This is a genomic window from Exiguobacterium abrahamii (genome assembly GCF_015645365.1).
Taxonomy (GTDB): Bacteria; Bacillota; Bacilli; order Exiguobacteriales; family Exiguobacteriaceae; genus Exiguobacterium_A; species Exiguobacterium_A abrahamii.
In genome coordinates this window covers 834,125-852,809 of record NZ_JADOYC010000001.1, presented here as the reverse complement: position 1 = coordinate 852,809, position 18,685 = coordinate 834,125, and the positions used below count along the sequence as shown (strand labels likewise).

The window sequence follows — 18,685 nt, the reverse complement described above, 5'->3', positions numbered from 1 at the left end:
TTCACTTTATCGTTCTCTCGGAACGTCTTAAAAGTTGTTAGCTACCGATTGAGTTGTAGAGGTTTCCGTTGTTTCTTCGACCTGCTCTGTCGTTTTTGGAAGGACTAGATTCAGGATGATTCCAAGAATCGTCGCCAGTGCCATTCCTTCGAGAGAGAAGTTGCCGATTTTAAGCGCCGCGCCTCCGATACCTGTGACGAGAATGACGGCTGTGATCGTCAAGTTCCGTTTATCGGCAAGGTCGATCTTACTTTCCGTCAGCGTCCGGAGACCGTTCGACGCGATGACTCCGAACAAGAGGATACTGATTCCCCCCATGACCGGTGTCGGAATCGTCTTGATGAACCCTTCGACGTATCCGAGGAATCCGAAGCTGATCGCAAGAACCGCCGCGCCACCGAGGACATAGACACTGTAGACACGTGTGATTGACATGACACCGTTGTTCTCACCATACGTCGTAACCGGTGGTCCGCCAAGCATCGAAGCGACTGTCTTCGCAATCCCGTCACCCAGTACGGTCCGGTGCATCCCTGGATCGAGGAGCGTCTCGCGCCCGATGATGCGTGATGTCACTTTTTGTTCGCCGATGTGCTCCGTCAGTGTGACGAGCGTCACGGGAACGATCAGAAGCAAGGCGGCTGTATTCCACGATGGTGTGTAATTCAAGAACGGAATCGTGAAGTCCGGCACGTGGAACAACGTGGCTTGTTGGAGTGGTGTGAAGTCAATGATTCCAACCGATGCCGCAACGAGATAACCAACCGTGATCCCGAACAGGATCGGAATCGTGCTCCACATTCCTTTTAAGTACGTCATCGCAAGGAGTGTGACGCCGAGCGTGACCATCGCAACGAGGAAGTACAGTCCGTTGTACTTACCGTCCGCTCCGTTCATCGCCATGTTGACAGCGGTCGGGGCGAGCGATAGACCGATGACCATGATAACCGGTCCGATGACGACCGGTGGGAGTAAGCGAAGCAACCAAGCAGCTCCCGTGTAGCGGATGAGAAGTGAGACAAGTCCGTAGACGAGTCCAGCGACCATTCCGCCAATTAAGGCATCCTCGACACCCCACCGTTCACTGACGGCAATGATCGGGGCGATGTAGGCAAAACTCGAACCAAGGTATGTGGGTACTTTGAAGCGGGTGACGGCGAGGAAAATCAGTGTGCCGACTCCGCTTGCGACGAGCGCGACCGATGTGTTGAGTCCCGTTAAGAGAGGGACGAGCACGGTCGCACCAAACATCGCGAAGACATGTTGCAGGCTGAGCATCAGCCAATTTAGAGGGTGAGTAGGTACTTCTTGTACATCAAGTACTGCGGCATGTTTTGCCATATGGATGACTCCCTTTCTGGTCTCTCTGGACCACCTTAAAGGTTTTGAATTTTAGCGTTTAATGAATACTTGATCGGCTTCATCGACTTCAGCGAGTGCGACGACGACTTGTTCCTCACGGGATGTCGGGACGTTCTTACCGATGAAATCTGGTCGAATCGGTAACTCCCGATGTCCGCGGTCGACGAGGACAGCGAGTTGAATCATACTCGGTCTTCCGTGGTCGACGAGCGCGTCCATCGCGGCGCGAACAGTGCGTCCTGTGTAGAGGACGTCGTCAACGAGGACGACGATTTTCCCGGTGATCTCTTCCGGTAGATCAGAACCCTTGATTTCCGGCTCTAAACTTCGTTTCGACAAGTCATCCCGGTACATCGAGATGTCGACGACACCGAGTAAGACCGGTTTTCCTTCGATCTGTTCGATGCGTTTCGCAAGTCGGCGAGCGAGTGTCTCGCCTCGCGTCTTGATTCCAACGATCATTAAATCAGCAATGCCTTTGTTACGTTCGATGATTTCGTGGGCGATCCGTGTCAGTGCACGTCCGATCGCAGCTTCATCTAAGATGACGGCTGGTTTCATAGTTTCTCCTTTCATACAAAAGACCTTCTGCGGAAATCCGCAGAAGGTCATCGAAGACAGAATCATGGCATACGTGTTGTATGCATGCCTACGCACGATCGTGGTAGGTTCTCCCTTTCGCAGCCTCTCCGGACTCGATTAAAGGTGATACTAGTTAGGTAGGATCGTCACTCGGACGACCGAAGTGTCAGTAGAGGATGTCTCGCATCGCTCTCTAGGTGATACTCTACCGTTTTATTAGAAAAACGTCAAGACTCTAATTCAAGTTTTTTCAATTGACCGATTTCAAATGTCATCTCTTCTGGGAGCGGTGCTTCAAAGCGCATCCACTCACCTGTGCGTGGATGTTCGAAACCGAGAACCGCAGCATGCAAGGCTTGACCGTTCATTTTCATCGTCTTGCGTGGACCATATTTCGGGTCACCCGCAAGCGGGAAACCGATATAACGCATATGGACACGGATTTGGTGCGTCCGTCCTGTTTCAAGTTTACATTCAACGACCGTAAAGCCCTCGTACCGATCAAGAACACGGAAATGGGTCACGGCAGACTTTGAATTCTTATCCGTTACCGTCATCCGTTGACGGTCGTTCTTATCGCGTCCGATTGGGGCTTCGATCGTTCCAAGTTCGTGTGGGATTTCACCGTGCACGAGCGCGATGTAGAGACGTTCCGTCGTCTTCTCTTTCAATTGATGCGCAAGTGACTCATGCGCTAAGTCGTTCTTAGCGACCATCAACAGACCTGACGTATCCTTATCGATCCGGTGAACGATTCCTGGACGTTTGACGCCATTGATGCCTGAGAGATCTTGACAGTGGTGTAATAAGGCGTTGACGAGCGTTCCTGAGACATGCCCTGCCGCCGGGTGAACGACCATCCCTTTTGGTTTGTTGACGACGATGACGTCCGAGTCCTCATACACGACTTCAAGCGGGATGTCTTCCGGTAAGATTTCGAGCTCCACTGCTTCCGGGATATGAACGACAATTGATTCTGTTCCCGATAATTTATAGTTCGGTTTGACGACACGACCATCGACTTCGACACGTCCCGCTTTCAACCATTCCTGTACTTGCGAACGCGACCAATCGTTTTGTTCTGCGAGCCATTTATCAATGCGCCCTGTCGCTCCATCCGCTTGTACGGACCATGTTTCTACTTCATTCATTTATCCATCGTTCCTTTCTTAGTCAACCGTTCTTCGAACATGACGCTGATCAGCATCGTGATGACACCAAACGTCAAACAGACGTCTGCGACATTAAAGATCGGAAAATTATAGCCGAACGGGAAGAAGTGGAAGAAATCAACGACTTCTCCTCGTGCCATTCGATCAATGAAATTTCCGATCGCACCACTGAGCAATAACGCGATGCTCCAAGCAAATACCTTATTTTTCGTGCCTTCCTTGTAGAGGAAGTAAATCAATCCAATGACGACGACGACCGTAACGATGAAGAAAAAGCCGAATTTACCTTCGAGCATTCCCCACGCAGCGCCTCGATTTCGATACGAGTTGAGATAAAAGAAATCCGGAATAACCGTGATCGCTTGACCGATCGTCATGTTTTGAACGACGATCCATTTCGTCAACTGGTCGATTCCAACGAGTAAAGCAGCAATCCCTAAGTAAAGCCACATCCTATTGTCCTCCGCATCCAAAAATAATGAGGGGCGTCCTGCGAAGTCGCAGTCGCCCCTCCCTTTGTATCATTATAAAGAATTGACGACTTCAGTACAACGTGGGCAAAGCGTCGGATGAGCCGGATCTTGTCCGAGTTCCGTCGAATATGTCCAACAACGTTCACATTTTTCACCGTCAGCTTTTTGAACCGTGATGCCGGTCGTCTCATACATCTTATCCGCCGTTTCCACGAATTCGAGTTGTGAGACTTGGAGTAACTGCTCAAGATGATCGATTGTTCCGAGCAAGGCTTTCGTCTCTTCCTTCGGTGCAAGCAAGAGTTTCGCTTCGAGTGTCTTACCGACGAGTTTCTCAACACGCGCTTCCTCGAGTGCTTTTAAGACGTCATCGCGGAACGTCAGGAACGCGTTCCATTTCTCGATGAGGGCAAGTCCTTCTTCTGAGACTTCGACCGTTTCCGGAAGGTCTGTCAGGAAGATACTCTTCGTCTCAACAGCTGGTACGAATTCCCATGCTTCGTCTGCTGTGTGAGGCAGGACGGGTGCCATCAATTGCAACAAAGCGACGACTGTATCATACATGACCGTCTGAACCGCACGACGCGATGTCGCGTCTGCTTTTTCGATATACAGGATATCTTTCGTGTAATCGAGGTAGAACGACGACAAATCAAGGACACAGAAGTTGTGGAGCAATTGATAGACCGACATGAAGTCGTACGCATCATATGCCGCTTTTACTTTTCCAACAAGTTGATCCAGTTTCGTCCGCATGAAACGATCTGACTCTGGTAAGTCTTCGAATGCGACACGGTGCGCCGCAGGATCAAATTGATCCAAGTTTCCGAGAAGGAAACGAACCGTGTTGCGGATTTTCCGGTATGACTCTGAGACTTGTTTGAAGTTATCCATCGATGCCCGGACATCAGCTTGATAATCGACAGATGCCACCCACAAGCGAAGGATCTCTGCTCCGAATTGCTGCATGACTTGAATCGGAGCAATCGTGTTACCGATTGATTTCGACATCTTGCGACCTTGACCATCCAGAACGAATCCGTGACTGACGACCGCTTTGTATGGTGCTTTTCCTGTCGTTGCGACGGCTGTCGATAGCGACGAGTTGAACCAACCACGATATTGGTCAGATCCTTCAAGATAGAGATCCGCTGGACGTGTCAATTCAGGACGTGTCGCAAGGACACCGGCATGTGATGAACCAGAATCGAACCAGACATCCATGATGTCCGTTTCTTTTTTGAAGATACCGTTCGGGCTTGCTGGATGTGTGAATCCTTCAGGAAGCAAGTCGACTGCTTCGCGCTCATACCAGACATTTGATCCGTGAGCTGCAAATAAATTCGCGATATGATCAATCGTTTCTGGTGTGACGATTTCCGTTCCATCTTCAGCATAGAAGATTGGAAGTGGAACGCCCCAAGCACGTTGACGTGAGATGACCCAGTCGCCGCGGTCTTTGAACATGTTGTGGAGACGTGTTTCGCCCCACTCTGGTACCCACTGGACGCCTTTGATTTCATCAAGGATTTCCGCACGGAAGTCTTTGATTGAAGCGAACCACTGTGGCGTTGCCCGGAAGATGACCGGTTTTTTCGTCCGCCAGTCGTGTGGATACGAGTGTTTGATGAACGACAGTTTCAAGAGTGCGCCTGCTTCTTCGAGTGCGAGACCGATTTCTTTGTTCGCATCCTCATAGAACATGCCTTCGAATCCAGGAGCTTCTGCTGTCATAACTCCTTTATCGTCGACTGGACAAAGAACGTCAAGACCGTACGCTTGACCGATACGGAAGTCATCTTCCCCGTGACCTGGAGCCGTATGCACGACACCTGTCGCTTCCGCTGTAACGTGATCGCCAAGCATGACGAGTGATTCACGATCGTACAATGGGTGTTTTGCTTTCATGTATTCGAAGTCCGCACCATTAAAGACACGTCCGACTGTTGCATCTTCCCATCCAAGTGCTTCGATGACTTCAGGAACGAGTGTTTCCGCTACGATATAGCCTTTTCCTTGATACTCGATCCGTGCATATGTCAATTCCGCACTGACAGAGATTCCGAGGTTCGCTGGAATCGTCCATGGTGTCGTCGTCCAGATGACGAAATGATCCGTCGGCTCTAAGATGTTTTTCCCGTCCATGACTTGGAACGCGACATAGATGGCAGCTGACCGTTTATCTTGATATTCGATTTCTGCTTCAGCGAGTGCTGATTCAGAAGACGGTGACCAATAGACCGGTTTCTTCCCTTTGTAGATATAGCCTTTGTTCGCCATATCCCCGAATAAACGAATTTGAGCTGCTTCAAATTCTGGTTGCAGGGTGATGTATGGGTTGTCATAGTCACCGAGAACACCGAGGCGTTTGAATTGTTCGCGTTGGTGATCAACTTGTTCGAGCGCATATTTCGCACATAATTCACGGAATTCTGCGACCGTCATCGATTTACGATCAACACCGGCTTTTTGAAGTGCAGTTTCGATCGGTAATCCGTGTGTGTCCCAACCAGGCACGTACGGAGACTGGAAGCCATTCATCGATTTGTAGCGGACGATGATGTCTTTTAAGACTTTGTTTAATCCGTGACCCATGTGGATGTCACCATTCGCGTACGGAGGACCATCGTGGAGGATGAACGTTGGCTTTCCAGCGTTCTTTTCCTGGACCGCAGCGTAGAGATTCATCCCTTCCCATCGTGCTTGCATATCTGGTTCACGTTTTGGCAAGTTGCCTCGCATTAAAAACTCTGTTTTCATCATCAATAAGGTTTCTTTGTAATCCATCTGACCATCTCTCACCTTTCGCATTAAAAGTACAAAAAAAGCCAAGCTCATCCCTGAGATAGGGACGAGCTTGGCTGAACTCGCGGTACCACCCTACTAATCCCGCTCGCCAGTTTGACGACGCAGGACCGCTTAAGAACTCGATAACGGGAGTGAGCCGGCATGACTTACTGTTCAGCGAACGTTCAGTCATGCACTCCAAGGGGATACCCCATCTTTTTCGTTGCTCGGGCTTCCACCATTCCCCCGATTCGCTGTCAACCGTCCAAGATGCGACGTGTCCTTGTCATTGATTTTATTTATACGACATCGTCGTCATTATACGCAACTGCTGGAACATCGTCAAGCGCTCCACGAGAAGAGAAATCAAACGCATCCCAGTCATGGCTCGTCAATAATTCCATCTGCGCATCGATCAATACTTTAAATCGATTACGATAGAGTTCGATTTTTTTGCGCATTTGCTCGACTTCGAAGTCTGTCCGTTGTGCCCGGCGTTGCGCCGCATCTTGCAACTGCTCTGCTTCACGTTCTGCTTGCTTTAGGATCAAGCTCGCTTCTTTTGAAGCATTGGCTTTAACTTCTTCAGCCGCTTCCTGTGCAACGATGATCGATTTATTCAATGTTTCTTCCATCGAACTGAAGTAATCGACACGTGCTTGCATGTTTTGGATGACTTCTTGTTGTTGACGATTCTCACGTAACAACAATTCAAAATCCTTGATGACTTGATCTAGGAATTCGTTCACTTCATCTTCGTCATAGCCGCGAAACTTTCGTGTGAACTCCTTATTATGAATATCGAGTGGCGTTAATGGCATGATGAATTCCTCCTCCGCATTTTCTTATCCTTTTAAAATACCGTATTGTAGCTTGATCCGGTCACGTTTCGTTGATCCGAGGATTGCAATCAACTTGACGCGTCCTGTTCCACGCAAGGAAAGTAAGTCGCCTTCTTCTAGCATGAAGCTCGAATCATCCACTACTTTGTAATTGACCTTACTTTCACCTTGTTTAATGAGCGTCTGTGCTTTTTGACGTGAGAAACCGAGAATTTCACTCACGACCGTATCGAACCGAAGTGAACTGACGAACCCAAGTGTCTCTTCCCACTCTTGATCCTTCACTTTCAAACGGTCTTCCGCCTCGACACGCGAAAGACGAATCTTCGTCTTCCCTGCTCGTTCGACGTTTGCTTCGATATAGGTCGCGACTTCGTCCGCGACTGCAAACTGTACTTGATCCTGAATGATGACGTCGCCGAATTTAGCTCGTTTCAATCCGACGTTCAATAATGTACCGGTGACTTGACGATGAGAAAGTTCAACGAATTTAGTAGGATAATGAATGCGATAGATGGAAATGTCAAAGTCATCCGCGTTGTATTCATAATAATCTGGTGCGAGGATTGCCCGTTTACGTTCAGCGCCTTCGAAACCGCCCTCAAAAAAGAGGGCGCATTTCGAACCGACGAGTTCTTGTGTGATTTGTTGTTCACGTGGATCTAGGAAATCCGTTAATTTGAACGTATAGGTCGCTTCCACATGATCGATCCAGTTCAAGACTGAATCGACGAATTCCCGCTCGCTTCCACGATAATGATCGTATACGCTCATACTAAAAAGATTGCTCGGATACCCGATTGAGCCAAGTTCAAGACGAGGAAGGCTACAATCGGCGAGATATCCAGCATGCCCCCGATAGGCGGGATGATACGACGGAAGGGCGCTAGGAATGGCTCGACTAACATCGCGAGCACTTGTCCGAATTTAGAATCACGGGCATTCGGGAACCACGAAAGCAGGATATAAACGATCATGACGTAACTGTAATACTGTAATAACGTACTCAATGTACGACCAATTGCGTACATCACTTGAGAATCCATACTTACCACCCCTTATGATTAATATCATCTTCTCCAAGAAGATTCGAGATGCTACCAGCTAACTCGACGTTGTTCGGAACACAGAGGAGGGTATTCTGACTGATCGTCGTAATCGTTCCATCGAGAGCGAAGACGACACCAGATAAGAAATTAATCATCTGTCGTGATTGATCTTTTGACATACGCTGCATGTTGACGATGACAGCACGGTTCTGACGAAGATGTTCCCCGATTTCCTGGGCTTCGTTGAAGACACGTGGTTCACTCAAGATGACTTGCGATTTCGTTTTTTTCGTCGCATGAAGCGGCACGATATTCGATTGTCTCACGCTGTCCTCCTTTTGAGTAACACTTGGGGTAGATTCCTCGTAATACTCTTCATACTCTTGTTGTGAAGCACCTCTACCTTTATTTATTGTAGCATCATTTTCATATTCAAGTTCATCTAAATCGTCGCTGTTGCCGAGAAATAGATTTTGCATTTTTGATTTAAAACCCATATCCATTCTCCCTTCTTCTCGTTTAGGTGTGAACGAGCGTCGTCCCGATTCGGACGAACGTCGCCCCTTCTTCGATGGCGATCTCAAAATCAGACGACATTCCCATAGATAACTCCGTACATGGAGCATACGACAATTTTTTCGCCTTGACCTCTTCTTGCAATGTTTTTAATGACTGGAATACCTCACGGATACGCGTCGTATCTTCCGTTAACGGTGCCATCGTCATCAGTCCGATGACACGAATCGCTGGATACTGACCGATTTCATGTAAGAACGAAGGCAAGTCCTCCGGTGCGATACCTTGCTTCGATTCTTCTCCAGAAACGTTGACTTGAATGAAACAATCAATGATTCGGTCCGTTCGTTTATTGATCTCTTCCGCCAAATGAAGACGGTCAAGGGAATGCAACACATCAATGGCATCGATGACCTGGCGAACTTTACGCGTTTGTAGCGTACCGATGAAGTGCCATGTACAGGCGGTCCGTCCGAGCTCTGCCTGTTTTTCGAGCAATCCGTCCGGGCGATTTTCACCGAGATGGGTCACACCTGCTGCTAATAATTCAGAAGCAACTTGACTTGAGACTGATTTCGTCACGCCAATCAACTGTACCTGCTTTTCAGAAGAACTCTTTTCACTTGCTAGTTCCATTCGTTTCGTAACCTCTTGTACATTATCAAGAATTGACATCCAATGACTCCTTTACGATCAAACTTGCAAAGCGACCACCATGGTCGCCGTGGCGATAAGAGAAGTAATCTTCCGCCTGACAGTGTGTACATAGACCTGTGTCAAGGACATCACCGACTCCACAACGCTCAGCTAGCGCAGCGTTCGTTTTTTGTAGCGATAACATCGCTTTTCCATCTTCCTTGCGTATGTAAGGAGACTCATCGAGTTCAAGCGCATCGATTGCATCGATGACGGGTTGATCGACTTCGTAACAACAATCACGGATCGATGGACCAATGACCATTTGAATCGATGAACGACTCGCACCCGCACGTTCCATTTGCTTGACTGTTTCCTCGACGATATTGCCGACAGTTCCGCGCCAGCCGGCGTGCGTATTCGCGATGATTCCTGTCGTCGGGTCACAGAAGACAAGCGGCACACAGTCAGCGAACAGCATCATCAATAAGACATTCGAATCGGTCGTCACCAATCCATCTGTACCCGGAATCGCTGTTTCGTAATCCAAAGCACCACGCCCAGAGTCAAGTGTCGTCACCTGTTCAACGTGATTTCCGTGAACTTGCTGTGCCCAAATCGAGTTCTCGAGGGAGAGATCAAGCTGACGTGCGATGACTTGTCGGTTCTGGATGACACCGTCGCGATCATCGTTGACATGTAATCCTAAATTTCCGTTCTCATGAGGGGCTGCGAACTTCGTCGTAAAGGCGGCACGTACGGTACCCGTCGGTGTATCCCATTTGATCCATTGTCCAAACATGTTCATGCCTCCTTTGATTTTAAAAAAAGAGGCGCCGCTTTCGCGACACCTCATCGTTTAGCAGTCGTGTCACTGGAACATCGATCAACGATTATTCCGGCGAAGGAATGATGGGATGTCCATCGTTTCTTCGACATCTGGCGCTTTAGCCGGTTCAGGATTCGAGCTGACAGGTGTCTCTTCGACTTGTGGTTTAGACTCCTCAGTTGGTGGTGGAGTCGCTTGTTTTTTCTTCAAGAGGTTTTTCATCATCTCTTGTGCCGATGGAATTTCGAAATCGAGTGGTTCGTTTTCGAATTCCGTCGCGATGACTGTGACGATGATTTCATCTTCTAGGTTATCGTTGATGACAGAACCGAAGATCAAGTTGACTTCCTCATCGGCTGCACTCTGAACGATTTGTGCGGCTTCCGTCACTTCATACAAGCTGAGGTTCGCACTACCCGTGATGTTCATCAGGACACCTTTTGCGCCTTCGATCGATGTCTCAAGCAACGGACTCGAAATCGCTTTTTTCGCTGCTTCCGTCGCACGGTGTTCGCCTGTCGCGACACCTACACCCATCAAAGCAGAACCTTTTTCCGTCATGATCGTCTTCACATCGGCGAAGTCAAGGTTGATCAGACCAGGTACGGCAATCAAGTCAGTGATCCCCTGTACACCTTGACGCAAGACGTTATCCGCTTCTTTAAACGCTTCAAGCATTGGTGTGTTCCGATCAACGATTTCAAGTAACTTGTCGTTCGGAATGACGATTAACGTATCGACTTTTTCTTTGAAGTTCTGGACACCTGAAACAGCATGTTGCATCCGTTTACGTCCTTCGAACATGAATGGTTTTGTGACGACACCGACTGTCAATGCGCCGATCTCTTTTGAAATCTCCGCGATGACAGGAGCAGCTCCTGTACCTGTTCCGCCACCCATTCCCGCTGTGACGAAGACCATGTCAGCACCAGAAAGGATTTCTGTTAATTGCTCACGGCTCTCTTCCGCCGCTTTTTTACCGATTTCCGGATTGGCACCCGCACCGAGACCGCGTGTCAATTTAGCACCGAGTTGTAATTTTACGTCAGCTTGTGACATGTTCAATGCCTGCGCATCCGTGTTTACTGCGATGAATTCTACGCCTTGGACACCGTGTTCAATCATTCGGTTGACGGCGTTCGAACCGCCACCACCTACACCGATGACCTTGATTTTTGCTACTTGGTCCATCATTTCATCAAAATGCAACATAAAAAGGGCCCCCTAATATTTTTTACTCATTGGATTTTTTGTAGGCATTAACCGAAGAATTTCTCAAAGAAACTGCTGAATGACTTTTTCTCTTTTGGAGGCTGTTCACGTGTCGACCGTTCTTCTCGAACAGGTGTCGCTTGTTCGTTCATGGGCAGTGCATCCTGTTCACGTCCGTGTGCTACGACTTCCTTCTCTTCTGCGCGGTCGAAACCTGATTTCGATACGGCGCTTCGTGAAAGTACATAACGTAACATACCAGCTGCGACGGCATACTTCGGATGACGAATACCAAGACTAGCAGGTTGATAGACATTGACGCTCTGCTTAAAGATTCGTTTTCCAAGCTGGTCGATTCCCGGCAATGAAGAACTTCCGCCACACAAGATTAAACCGCTGTTCATATGAGCGTATCCGGCTTGCGTCATTCGTTTTTGAATCATCTCGAAGATTTCCTCAAGTCGCGCTTCTAACACGAAACCGATTTCTGATTGTGGTTCGAAACGATGTTCCCCGTTGATCGTGACGTAGGAAACTTTCTCTTCCGGATCACCGAGTGCTTCAAGTGCAACACCGTACTCTTCTTTTGCGAGCTTCGCATCTTGATATTTACAATTCATCTTATACGTCAAATCACGTGTCAGATGATCGCCACCATATGGCAACGTCGTCGAGTAGACGAGATCATTCTTTTCATAGATGGAAAGTGTCGTCGTCTCATGTCCGATGTCGATGATTCCGACACCGAGTTCGAGTTCATCAATCGATGCTGCGATTCTAGATACCGCTAAACTCTCCAGCACATATCCAGCAAGCTCTAAACCAGCCCGTTCAATGGAACGTTTAATGCTATGTAGGATCGTCTTTGCTCCGATGATGAGCTTCCCTGTTACTTCGAGACGATAACCAATCATTCCTCTAGGATCAGTGATCTCCGTTTGCTGATCGACCGTAAACGTCTTCGGCAGGACATCGACGACACTGAGTTCGTTTGGAATTCGCATGACCATCGCAGAATGCAGAACATCTTTCACGTCATCATCCGTGATTTCATTGTCCTCACCTTTGATTGATGTCATCCCCTGGCAATCCTTCACTTGAATGTGTTCACCAGAGATAGCAACATATACTTCACCAATTGGTTCACCAAGTGTACGTTCCACTTCCGTGACCGCTTGTTTAATGGCATGTACCGTTTGATCGATGTCAACGATGACACCTCGTTTAACACCCGCGGATGGTGCAGAACCTTCAGCAAGAACGTTCAGCGTTCCACCAAGTAGTTCACCGACGATGAGTTTCACCTCCGATGTCCCTATGTCGAGTGCGGCAATCGTACCTTTCGTTTCCATGGGAGTGACACCTCCACTTTCATAATACTAATCCTTTTTATTCCTAATTATATTCTAGGAACAGGACAGGCTTCTTCTCGTTTAAGTCTACACTATATAAATACTTACGAAAAGAAGTTATTGCCCGTCTTAGCGTTCGAATAGATTACGATTTGATGACGATTCGAACAACGGTCGACGAATGAAAACACACGTTTGTTTTTTTGTTCGTCAACCCTTTACGAATCTTCTATTTTTTCCCTTTATATGGCTTGAAATAGATGCCGCCATCAATTGTAATCGTCCCTGTCTTTCCTTTAGGTAAGGCAGAAATGACCTTCACGTATTCATTCAAGGAATTTGAAAAGGCAGACGTACTGAGTAATACCGTATTCCCGTCCGTCATGAATAACTTCAGACCACCTTTGTCCGTCTTATCGTTTGCGACGATTTCTGAGATCCGGCTCCGTACTTTCGGCTCGATTTTAACAAGTTCCTTCGTCAATCGATTTAATGACTGATCCGTGAATCCTGTCAAGATCGGAGCATCGAATAGTTCTTCCTTCGACTTTCCAGGAATGATCGTTCCGTCCGCAAGCACGATCCGGTCTCCCGGTTTATCCTTCGCGTAAGCAATCTCTTTCTCTTCCGTCACCGTCACGCGATATTGATGCAAAAACTGTTTTTGCATCGTCGCTTCTTGAATACCCGGAACCTTTTCGATTCGCTCAAGAACATCTTCCTCCGATACATTAAAGGCGTGTGTTTCCTTCACCTTAATCCCGGACGCTTGCAAGATATCAGCAGACTTCACATTGACGTTACCATCGATATCAAATCGAGCAACCCGAGAATAACTCGACTGTAGATAAAAGACGACACCGACCAATAGACCAATCAGAATCAGGACATAAATGAGTCTTCGGTTGGCTTTTTTGCGACGTTGTTCACGGATATAAGGTATCTTATCCTCGAGACTACGGACATTCTCGTCCTCTTGTGGTCGTCCGACCGCTCTCCGTTCCCTCACGTCTCATTCCCCCTCCATACGTAACAGTTCATTTCCCTATCGGTCTTTTCCTGCAATAGTTTAGTTTTTTTGTCCTGTCAATCGTAACAATTCATCAACCAAGTCCCGTGAAGCATTCGGCATACCGAGCGCAAGCGCCGCTTCAGACATCATTTGTTGTTGTGCCAACGCTTTTTCACATGCCTCAAACAATCGATCACCTGTCAGTTCCTGTTCACGAATCAATAGACTCGCACCTGTCTCGACGAGCGATGAGGCATTGACCTCTTGGTGATTTTCCGTCACGTAAGGACTCGGGATGAGCACGCTCGGTAAGCCGAGTGTCGTCAGCTCGGCAAGCGTACTTGCTCCTGAACGCGAAATGACAAGTTGACTAGCTTTTAGGATATTCGGTAAATCATATACGAATGGGCGAAGTTGAATGCGTTCTGGTACAGAACCAACGCGTGACACGATCGTATCGTAATGAATTTGACCCGTAACGAAGAGAAGCGACCATCCTGCTTGCTCGACCTTTGGCATCATATCGACGACTGCTTCGTTGATTGCAGGTGCGCCACGACTCCCGCCATAGATGACGATGAGAGGACGTCCTTCTTCAAAACCGAAACGTTGTCGCTCTTCAAGCGGATTGATGTTAAGCTCTGCCACTTCAGACGCACGCGGATTTCCGATTAAAACCGTCTTCGCTTCATTCTTACCGAAGTGATGTCCAGACCCTTTAAACGAGAGTGCAACCCGATCCACATACCGAGCTAAAAATTTATTCGTGATGCCGGGTAAACTGTTTTGTTCATGAACGAGCGTCTTGAACCCCATTTTTGCAGCCGTATACAATACCGGTCCACAAACGAATCCACCTGTACCGACGACGATATACGGTTGGAACTGACGCAGTAGTCGACGAACACGCCGGACGCTCTTGACGAACCGGATACCGGTCTTAACGTTTTCGAACGACAAGGAACGACGGATGCCAGAAATCTCAATCGATTCAAATGGAATTCCCGCGCGACGGACGATATCCGCCTCGAGACCATTTTCTGTTCCGATATAGAGGACCTCACACGGCATGCGTTGTTCAAGCTCCCGAATCATAGCGAGTGCCGGATAAATGTGACCGCCTGTACCGCCTCCAGAGACGACGATTTTCATACTGTTGTTCCTCCTACTTCATGTACGGCACGAACGAAATGATCGCCGCGCTCTTCATATGTCTTGTATTGATCCCAACTTGCAGATGCTGGTGACAGAAGAATGATGTCGCCGGGTTGTGACACTTCAAACGCGACTTTCACCGCTTCATCCATCGCCTCAACAACGGTCGACACATAGCCATTTTCTGACGCAAGCGTTCCGAACCGATGACCTGTCTCACCAAGCCCGATGACATGTTTGACGTGTTTCATTGAATCGAGTAACGGTGTCAAATCCGCTCCACGCTCGAGTCCGCCACATAACCAGATGATGGGTGCCGTAAATCCGGACAACGCCGCTTCTGTTGCAACATTATTCGTCGCTTTTGAGTCGTTGTAAACTTTTCGACCAGCAATTTCACCGACGAACTGTGTCCGGTGTTCTACACCACCAAACGTCCGTAGAACATGTTGAACGTCAGATAATGCTAAGTTAAACGGTTCGACGAGTGTTAAGGCTGCGAGAACGTTCTCGACATTATGCCCACCACCGAGAGCCAGTTCATCAACAGGTAAGATACTCGTCCCATTGATTGTCAATGTATCGTTCATGACTTCTGCATACGCCGATTGACGACGAGAGAACAAGAACGGCGTTACTTCAGCAGTCTTTCCGAGCGCATTGACGGACGTATCATCGGCATTCAAGACAAGACGATCCGTTTCTTTCATGTTCTTAAAGATCCGGGCTTTCGCTTCGCCATACGATTCAAAATCACCATGATAATCCAGATGTGCCGGTGATAAGTTCAAAAACGCTGCCGTGTATGGTCGGAACTGCTCGATCCCCATCAATTGAAAACTTGATAATTCAATGACGATGATATCGTCCTGTTTCGCCTGACATGCGATTTCAATTGCCGGGAATCCAATGTTTCCTGCCAAATGTACACGTCGCGTACCGGTTTTCAACAACTCATGGACAAGCGTCGTCGTCGTCGTTTTCCCGTTCGATCCTGTAATGGCAATCCACGTCGCATCGGTTGCTTGATACGCCAGTTCTACCTCTGTCCAAACCGGAATGTCGCGTCGCAAGGCTTCTTGTAGCAGATCGATATGATACGGAATCCCTGGATTCTTGACGATCAAATCGATGTCGTCGAGTAGTGTGAGCGGGTGCTCACCGTAGACCGTCTTAACATCGAGTGATGCGAGCGTCGCTTGATCACTCTCGGACGGCGTTTTCCCGTCATTGACCGTTACCTCTGCACCAACACTCGCTAAATACCGAGCTGCTGCGATTCCACTTTTCGCCGTTCCGAGAACGAGCACTTTTTGATCATTCCATTGTCGTTGTTCCATTGTTGAATCGCTCACTTTCTCTCTTCTTTTTTATTAAACGAATAGATAGGCGATGAATGCCATCAAACAGCTGATTCCTGCGAATGTACCGACGATCCGCCATTCGCTCCAACCGACCATTTCGAAGTGGTGGTGAATCGGGCTCATTTTGAAAATTCGTTTCCCTGTCGTCTTAAAGGAGATGACTTGTAGAATGACGGATAATGTCTCGACAACGAAAACGATACCGATTAAGACGAGTAGTAATTCCAGTTTTAAGACAATCGATAGACCTGCTAGTGCAGCACCGAGTGCAAGTGAACCTGTATCTCCCATGAAGATCTTCGCCGGGTGCGCATTGAATAACAAGAATCCGATCAATGCACCAACTGCTGAGAAAGCAAAGCAAGCAGCGCCTACTTCATCTGCAATAAACCAACTGTATAATCCGAAGAACAAGAATGTTGGAATCGCTGTGAATGATACGAGACCATCAAGACCATCCGTCAAGTTGACTGCATTTGAGAAGCCGACTAACCAGAACAAGGCAACGAATGGATAAACGATACCGAAATCAAGCTCAAAATCGGTAAATGGAATCGATAGATACGTCGCGTCACTCGTGAATCCACCGCTCAACCAGACAAATAACAATCCGACGACGATTTGTCCAATTAATTTTTGTTTCGAATTCAAACCAAGGTTACGTTTCTTGACGACTTTGATGTAATCATCAATGAAGCCGATGACGCCATACGCAAGTGTTAAAAACAGTAACGATAATTGTGTCGTCGATAGATCGCCCATGACGACTGCACCAAGAACGCTGACGATCATCGCGACAAGGATGACGATTCCACCCATCGTCGGTGTTCCTGATTTGACCTGATGCCATTGTGGTCCTTCTTCCCGAATTTCTTGACCGAACTTCAATTGGTGTAGAAATGGAATCGCCTTTGGCATGACGAGTAGTACAACGAGAAATGCAAGAATAAGACTGATGAATAATGTGATCATAGCAGACACCCTTTTTTCAAAAATTAGTTTTCGTTCAGATAGGTTAATATCCGTTCAAGCGCCATCCCACGTGACGCTTTCAATAAGACGATTGTTCGTTCTCCGAGCAGCGGACGCAATCGTTTCGCAGCATCCTCGACGGTTGCCGCGAATTGGATTTGAACAGACGGGTCGCTGATTCCTTCAGCAATCCACGCGCCTTTCTCCCCTACTAGGATAGCATGCGAGACGGGTAACGCAATCCGCTTTCCGACCGAGGCATGTAATAAGCGTTCTTGGTCCCCTAATTCATACATATCGCCGAGGACGAGAACGCGTGTCGTATACCCTTCCAGCGCAGTGACCGTTTCAATCGCTGCATTCATTGATGTCGGACTAGCGTTATACGCATCATTGATGACCGCAGTCTCTTCAAAGAGTAATCGTTCCATCCGCATCGGTGTCAATTCAACCGCATCGAACCCTTCTTGAATCCGGGCGTCCGTCACGCCAAGTGCACGTGCTGTCGCAATCGCGTATGCTGCATTTCGGACTTGGTGTTTTCCTAACACTGGCAGATGAAAAGCGGTGCCATCGTAAGTAAAGGCCGTCCCAAAGAACGTTGCTTCCTTCGTTTCGATCCGGTACGTATTTCCGATCTGATAGCCGATCTTCTCCGCTTCGACTTCTGCGAGAAGTGGTTCGTCACCATCAACGAATAAATGACCACCTGGCTTGAGTCCGGATTGAATCTCAAGCTTCGCTTTGGCGATGCCACTGCGTCCACCGACTTGCTCCGCATGCGATTCACCGATGTTCGTGACGAGCGCGATATCTGGCTCAGCTAGATTCGATAAGAATTCAATATCGCCAAATCCGTTCATTCCCATCTCAAGCACAGCGACTTCCGTATCAGCTGGCATCATGAGAATCGTTAATGGCATTCCGATATCCGAATTGAAGTTTCCTTGAGTCTTATGTGTCTTGAACGACGTCTTGAGTACGCTCTCGACCATGTCCTTCGTCGATGTCTTCCCGTTTGATCCAGTGATGGCGACGATTTTAGGCGCAATCTGCATTAAGTATCGTTTTGCGATTTGTTGCAGGGCAACCAATGGTTCATCGACTTCTAAAAAGACGATATCGACGTCTGGCCGATCAATGCCTTTCTTCCATAAGGTGACGATCGCTCCTTGATTTTTTGCACCTTCAAGGAATCGATGACCATCAACGCGTGCTCCCTGAATCGGAACATAGAGACCGTCTTCCAGTTGTGCGCGTGAATCCGTTGCAAAGTGACGAACGATACGATCATCTTTGACATCGAGATGCAACCATTCAGCGAGTTGCGTAATTGTTAACATGATATATACCTCCATTCGATGACAGCA

General features: G+C 48.0%; 18 protein-coding genes. All 18 read right to left on the bottom strand.

Going from position 1 to position 18,685, the window contains the following annotated elements:
- Positions 1–27: 27 nt before the first annotated feature.
- Complete coding sequence (locus tag ITJ88_RS04200; protein ID WP_064299618.1) at positions 28–1,341, bottom strand: uracil-xanthine permease family protein; 1,314 nt, start codon at positions 1,339–1,341, stop codon at positions 28–30.
- Between the two features lie 51 nt (positions 1,342–1,392).
- On the bottom strand, positions 1,393–1,923 hold the full coding sequence (gene pyrR / locus ITJ88_RS04195; protein ID WP_195865509.1) for a bifunctional pyr operon transcriptional regulator/uracil phosphoribosyltransferase PyrR: 531 nt from the start codon (positions 1,921–1,923) through the stop codon (positions 1,393–1,395).
- Between the two features lie 248 nt (positions 1,924–2,171).
- Positions 2,172–3,095, bottom strand: a complete 924-nt coding sequence (locus ITJ88_RS04190; RefSeq protein WP_023468791.1) for an RluA family pseudouridine synthase — start codon at positions 3,093–3,095, stop codon at positions 2,172–2,174.
- Complete coding sequence (gene lspA, locus ITJ88_RS04185) at positions 3,092–3,568, bottom strand: signal peptidase II (protein WP_023468792.1); 477 nt, start codon at positions 3,566–3,568, stop codon at positions 3,092–3,094. Before lspA ends, ITJ88_RS04190 begins: the two co-directional genes overlap by 4 nt.
- 72 nt (positions 3,569–3,640) lie before the next feature.
- Complete coding sequence (gene ileS / locus ITJ88_RS04180) at positions 3,641–6,376, bottom strand: isoleucine--tRNA ligase (protein ID WP_195864735.1); 2,736 nt, start codon at positions 6,374–6,376, stop codon at positions 3,641–3,643.
- Positions 6,377–6,675: 299 nt separating this feature from the next.
- Positions 6,676–7,197, bottom strand: coding sequence for a DivIVA domain-containing protein (locus ITJ88_RS04175; RefSeq protein WP_023468794.1), 522 nt, complete (start codon positions 7,195–7,197; stop codon positions 6,676–6,678).
- 24 nt (positions 7,198–7,221) lie between these two features.
- The gene (locus tag ITJ88_RS04170) at positions 7,222–7,992 is read right to left on the bottom strand and encodes a YlmH family RNA-binding protein (RefSeq protein WP_029342133.1); all 771 of its coding nucleotides are present in this window, start codon (positions 7,990–7,992) and stop codon (positions 7,222–7,224) included.
- Complete coding sequence (locus ITJ88_RS04165; RefSeq protein WP_023468796.1) at positions 7,989–8,264, bottom strand: YggT family protein; 276 nt, start codon at positions 8,262–8,264, stop codon at positions 7,989–7,991. Before ITJ88_RS04165 ends, ITJ88_RS04170 begins: the two co-directional genes overlap by 4 nt.
- Before the next feature lie 2 nt (positions 8,265–8,266).
- Positions 8,267–8,593 (bottom strand): cell division protein SepF, encoded by a 327-nt coding sequence (locus ITJ88_RS04160; RefSeq protein ID WP_231496839.1) that lies wholly within the window; start codon positions 8,591–8,593, stop codon positions 8,267–8,269.
- 193 nt (positions 8,594–8,786) lie between these two features.
- Complete coding sequence (locus ITJ88_RS04155; protein WP_195864734.1) at positions 8,787–9,458, bottom strand: YggS family pyridoxal phosphate-dependent enzyme; 672 nt, start codon at positions 9,456–9,458, stop codon at positions 8,787–8,789.
- On the bottom strand, positions 9,445–10,221 hold the full coding sequence (pgeF, locus tag ITJ88_RS04150) for a peptidoglycan editing factor PgeF (protein WP_047393727.1): 777 nt from the start codon (positions 10,219–10,221) through the stop codon (positions 9,445–9,447). The genes ITJ88_RS04155 and pgeF overlap by 14 nt, the downstream gene beginning before the upstream one ends.
- An 84-nt stretch (positions 10,222–10,305) precedes the next feature.
- Positions 10,306–11,460, bottom strand: coding sequence for a cell division protein FtsZ (gene ftsZ, locus ITJ88_RS04145; protein ID WP_029342137.1), 1,155 nt, complete (start codon positions 11,458–11,460; stop codon positions 10,306–10,308).
- Positions 11,461–11,507: 47 nt separating this feature from the next.
- On the bottom strand, positions 11,508–12,812 hold the full coding sequence (ftsA, locus tag ITJ88_RS04140) for a cell division protein FtsA (RefSeq protein WP_195864733.1): 1,305 nt from the start codon (positions 12,810–12,812) through the stop codon (positions 11,508–11,510).
- A 229-nt stretch (positions 12,813–13,041) separates the two neighbouring features.
- The gene (locus ITJ88_RS04135; protein WP_149427626.1) at positions 13,042–13,821 is read right to left on the bottom strand and encodes a cell division protein FtsQ/DivIB; all 780 of its coding nucleotides are present in this window, start codon (positions 13,819–13,821) and stop codon (positions 13,042–13,044) included.
- Between the two features lie 60 nt (positions 13,822–13,881).
- Positions 13,882–14,976 carry an undecaprenyldiphospho-muramoylpentapeptide beta-N-acetylglucosaminyltransferase gene (gene murG, locus ITJ88_RS04130; RefSeq protein WP_195864732.1) on the bottom strand — a complete coding sequence of 365 codons (1,095 nt, stop codon included), beginning with the start codon at positions 14,974–14,976 and terminating at the stop codon, positions 13,882–13,884.
- On the bottom strand, positions 14,973–16,319 hold the full coding sequence (gene murD, locus ITJ88_RS04125) for a UDP-N-acetylmuramoyl-L-alanine--D-glutamate ligase (RefSeq protein ID WP_195864731.1): 1,347 nt from the start codon (positions 16,317–16,319) through the stop codon (positions 14,973–14,975). Before murD ends, murG begins: the two co-directional genes overlap by 4 nt.
- Before the next feature lie 33 nt (positions 16,320–16,352).
- Positions 16,353–17,315: a phospho-N-acetylmuramoyl-pentapeptide-transferase gene (gene mraY, locus ITJ88_RS04120; RefSeq protein ID WP_050677532.1), complete on the bottom strand. Its 963-nt coding sequence runs from the start codon at positions 17,313–17,315 to the stop codon at positions 16,353–16,355.
- A 23-nt stretch (positions 17,316–17,338) separates the two neighbouring features.
- Positions 17,339–18,658 carry a UDP-N-acetylmuramoyl-tripeptide--D-alanyl-D-alanine ligase gene (locus tag ITJ88_RS04115; protein ID WP_230088522.1) on the bottom strand — a complete coding sequence of 440 codons (1,320 nt, stop codon included), beginning with the start codon at positions 18,656–18,658 and terminating at the stop codon, positions 17,339–17,341.
- Between the last annotated feature and the right edge of the window lie 27 nt (positions 18,659–18,685).

Coding starts and splice junctions, on each gene's coding strand:
- ITJ88_RS04200 (WP_064299618.1), bottom strand. CDS start 1,341: ATGGCAAAACATGCCGCAGTACTTGATGTACAAGAAGTACCTACTCAC.
- pyrR (WP_195865509.1), bottom strand. CDS start 1,923: ATGAAACCAGCCGTCATCTTAGATGAAGCTGCGATCGGACGTGCACTG.
- ITJ88_RS04190 (WP_023468791.1), bottom strand. CDS start 3,095: ATGAATGAAGTAGAAACATGGTCCGTACAAGCGGATGGAGCGACAGGG.
- lspA (WP_023468792.1), bottom strand. CDS start 3,568: ATGTGGCTTTACTTAGGGATTGCTGCTTTACTCGTTGGAATCGACCAG.
- ileS (WP_195864735.1), bottom strand. CDS start 6,376: ATGGATTACAAAGAAACCTTATTGATGATGAAAACAGAGTTTTTAATG.
- ITJ88_RS04175 (WP_023468794.1), bottom strand. CDS start 7,197: ATGCCATTAACGCCACTCGATATTCATAATAAGGAGTTCACACGAAAG.
- ITJ88_RS04170 (WP_029342133.1), bottom strand. CDS start 7,992: ATGAGCGTATACGATCATTATCGTGGAAGCGAGCGGGAATTCGTCGAT.
- ITJ88_RS04165 (WP_023468796.1), bottom strand. CDS start 8,264: ATGGATTCTCAAGTGATGTACGCAATTGGTCGTACATTGAGTACGTTA.
- ITJ88_RS04155 (WP_195864734.1), bottom strand. CDS start 9,458: ATGTCAATTCTTGATAATGTACAAGAGGTTACGAAACGAATGGAACTA.
- pgeF (WP_047393727.1), bottom strand. CDS start 10,221: ATGTTTGGACAATGGATCAAATGGGATACACCGACGGGTACCGTACGT.
- ftsZ (WP_029342137.1), bottom strand. CDS start 11,460: ATGTTGCATTTTGATGAAATGATGGACCAAGTAGCAAAAATCAAGGTC.
- ftsA (WP_195864733.1), bottom strand. CDS start 12,812: ATGGAAACGAAAGGTACGATTGCCGCACTCGACATAGGGACATCGGAG.
- murG (WP_195864732.1), bottom strand. CDS start 14,976: ATGAAAATCGTCGTCTCTGGAGGCGGTACAGGCGGTCACATTTATCCG.
- murD (WP_195864731.1), bottom strand. CDS start 16,319: ATGGAACAACGACAATGGAATGATCAAAAAGTGCTCGTTCTCGGAACG.
- mraY (WP_050677532.1), bottom strand. CDS start 17,315: ATGATCACATTATTCATCAGTCTTATTCTTGCATTTCTCGTTGTACTA.
- ITJ88_RS04115 (WP_230088522.1), bottom strand. CDS start 18,658: ATGTTAACAATTACGCAACTCGCTGAATGGTTGCATCTCGATGTCAAA.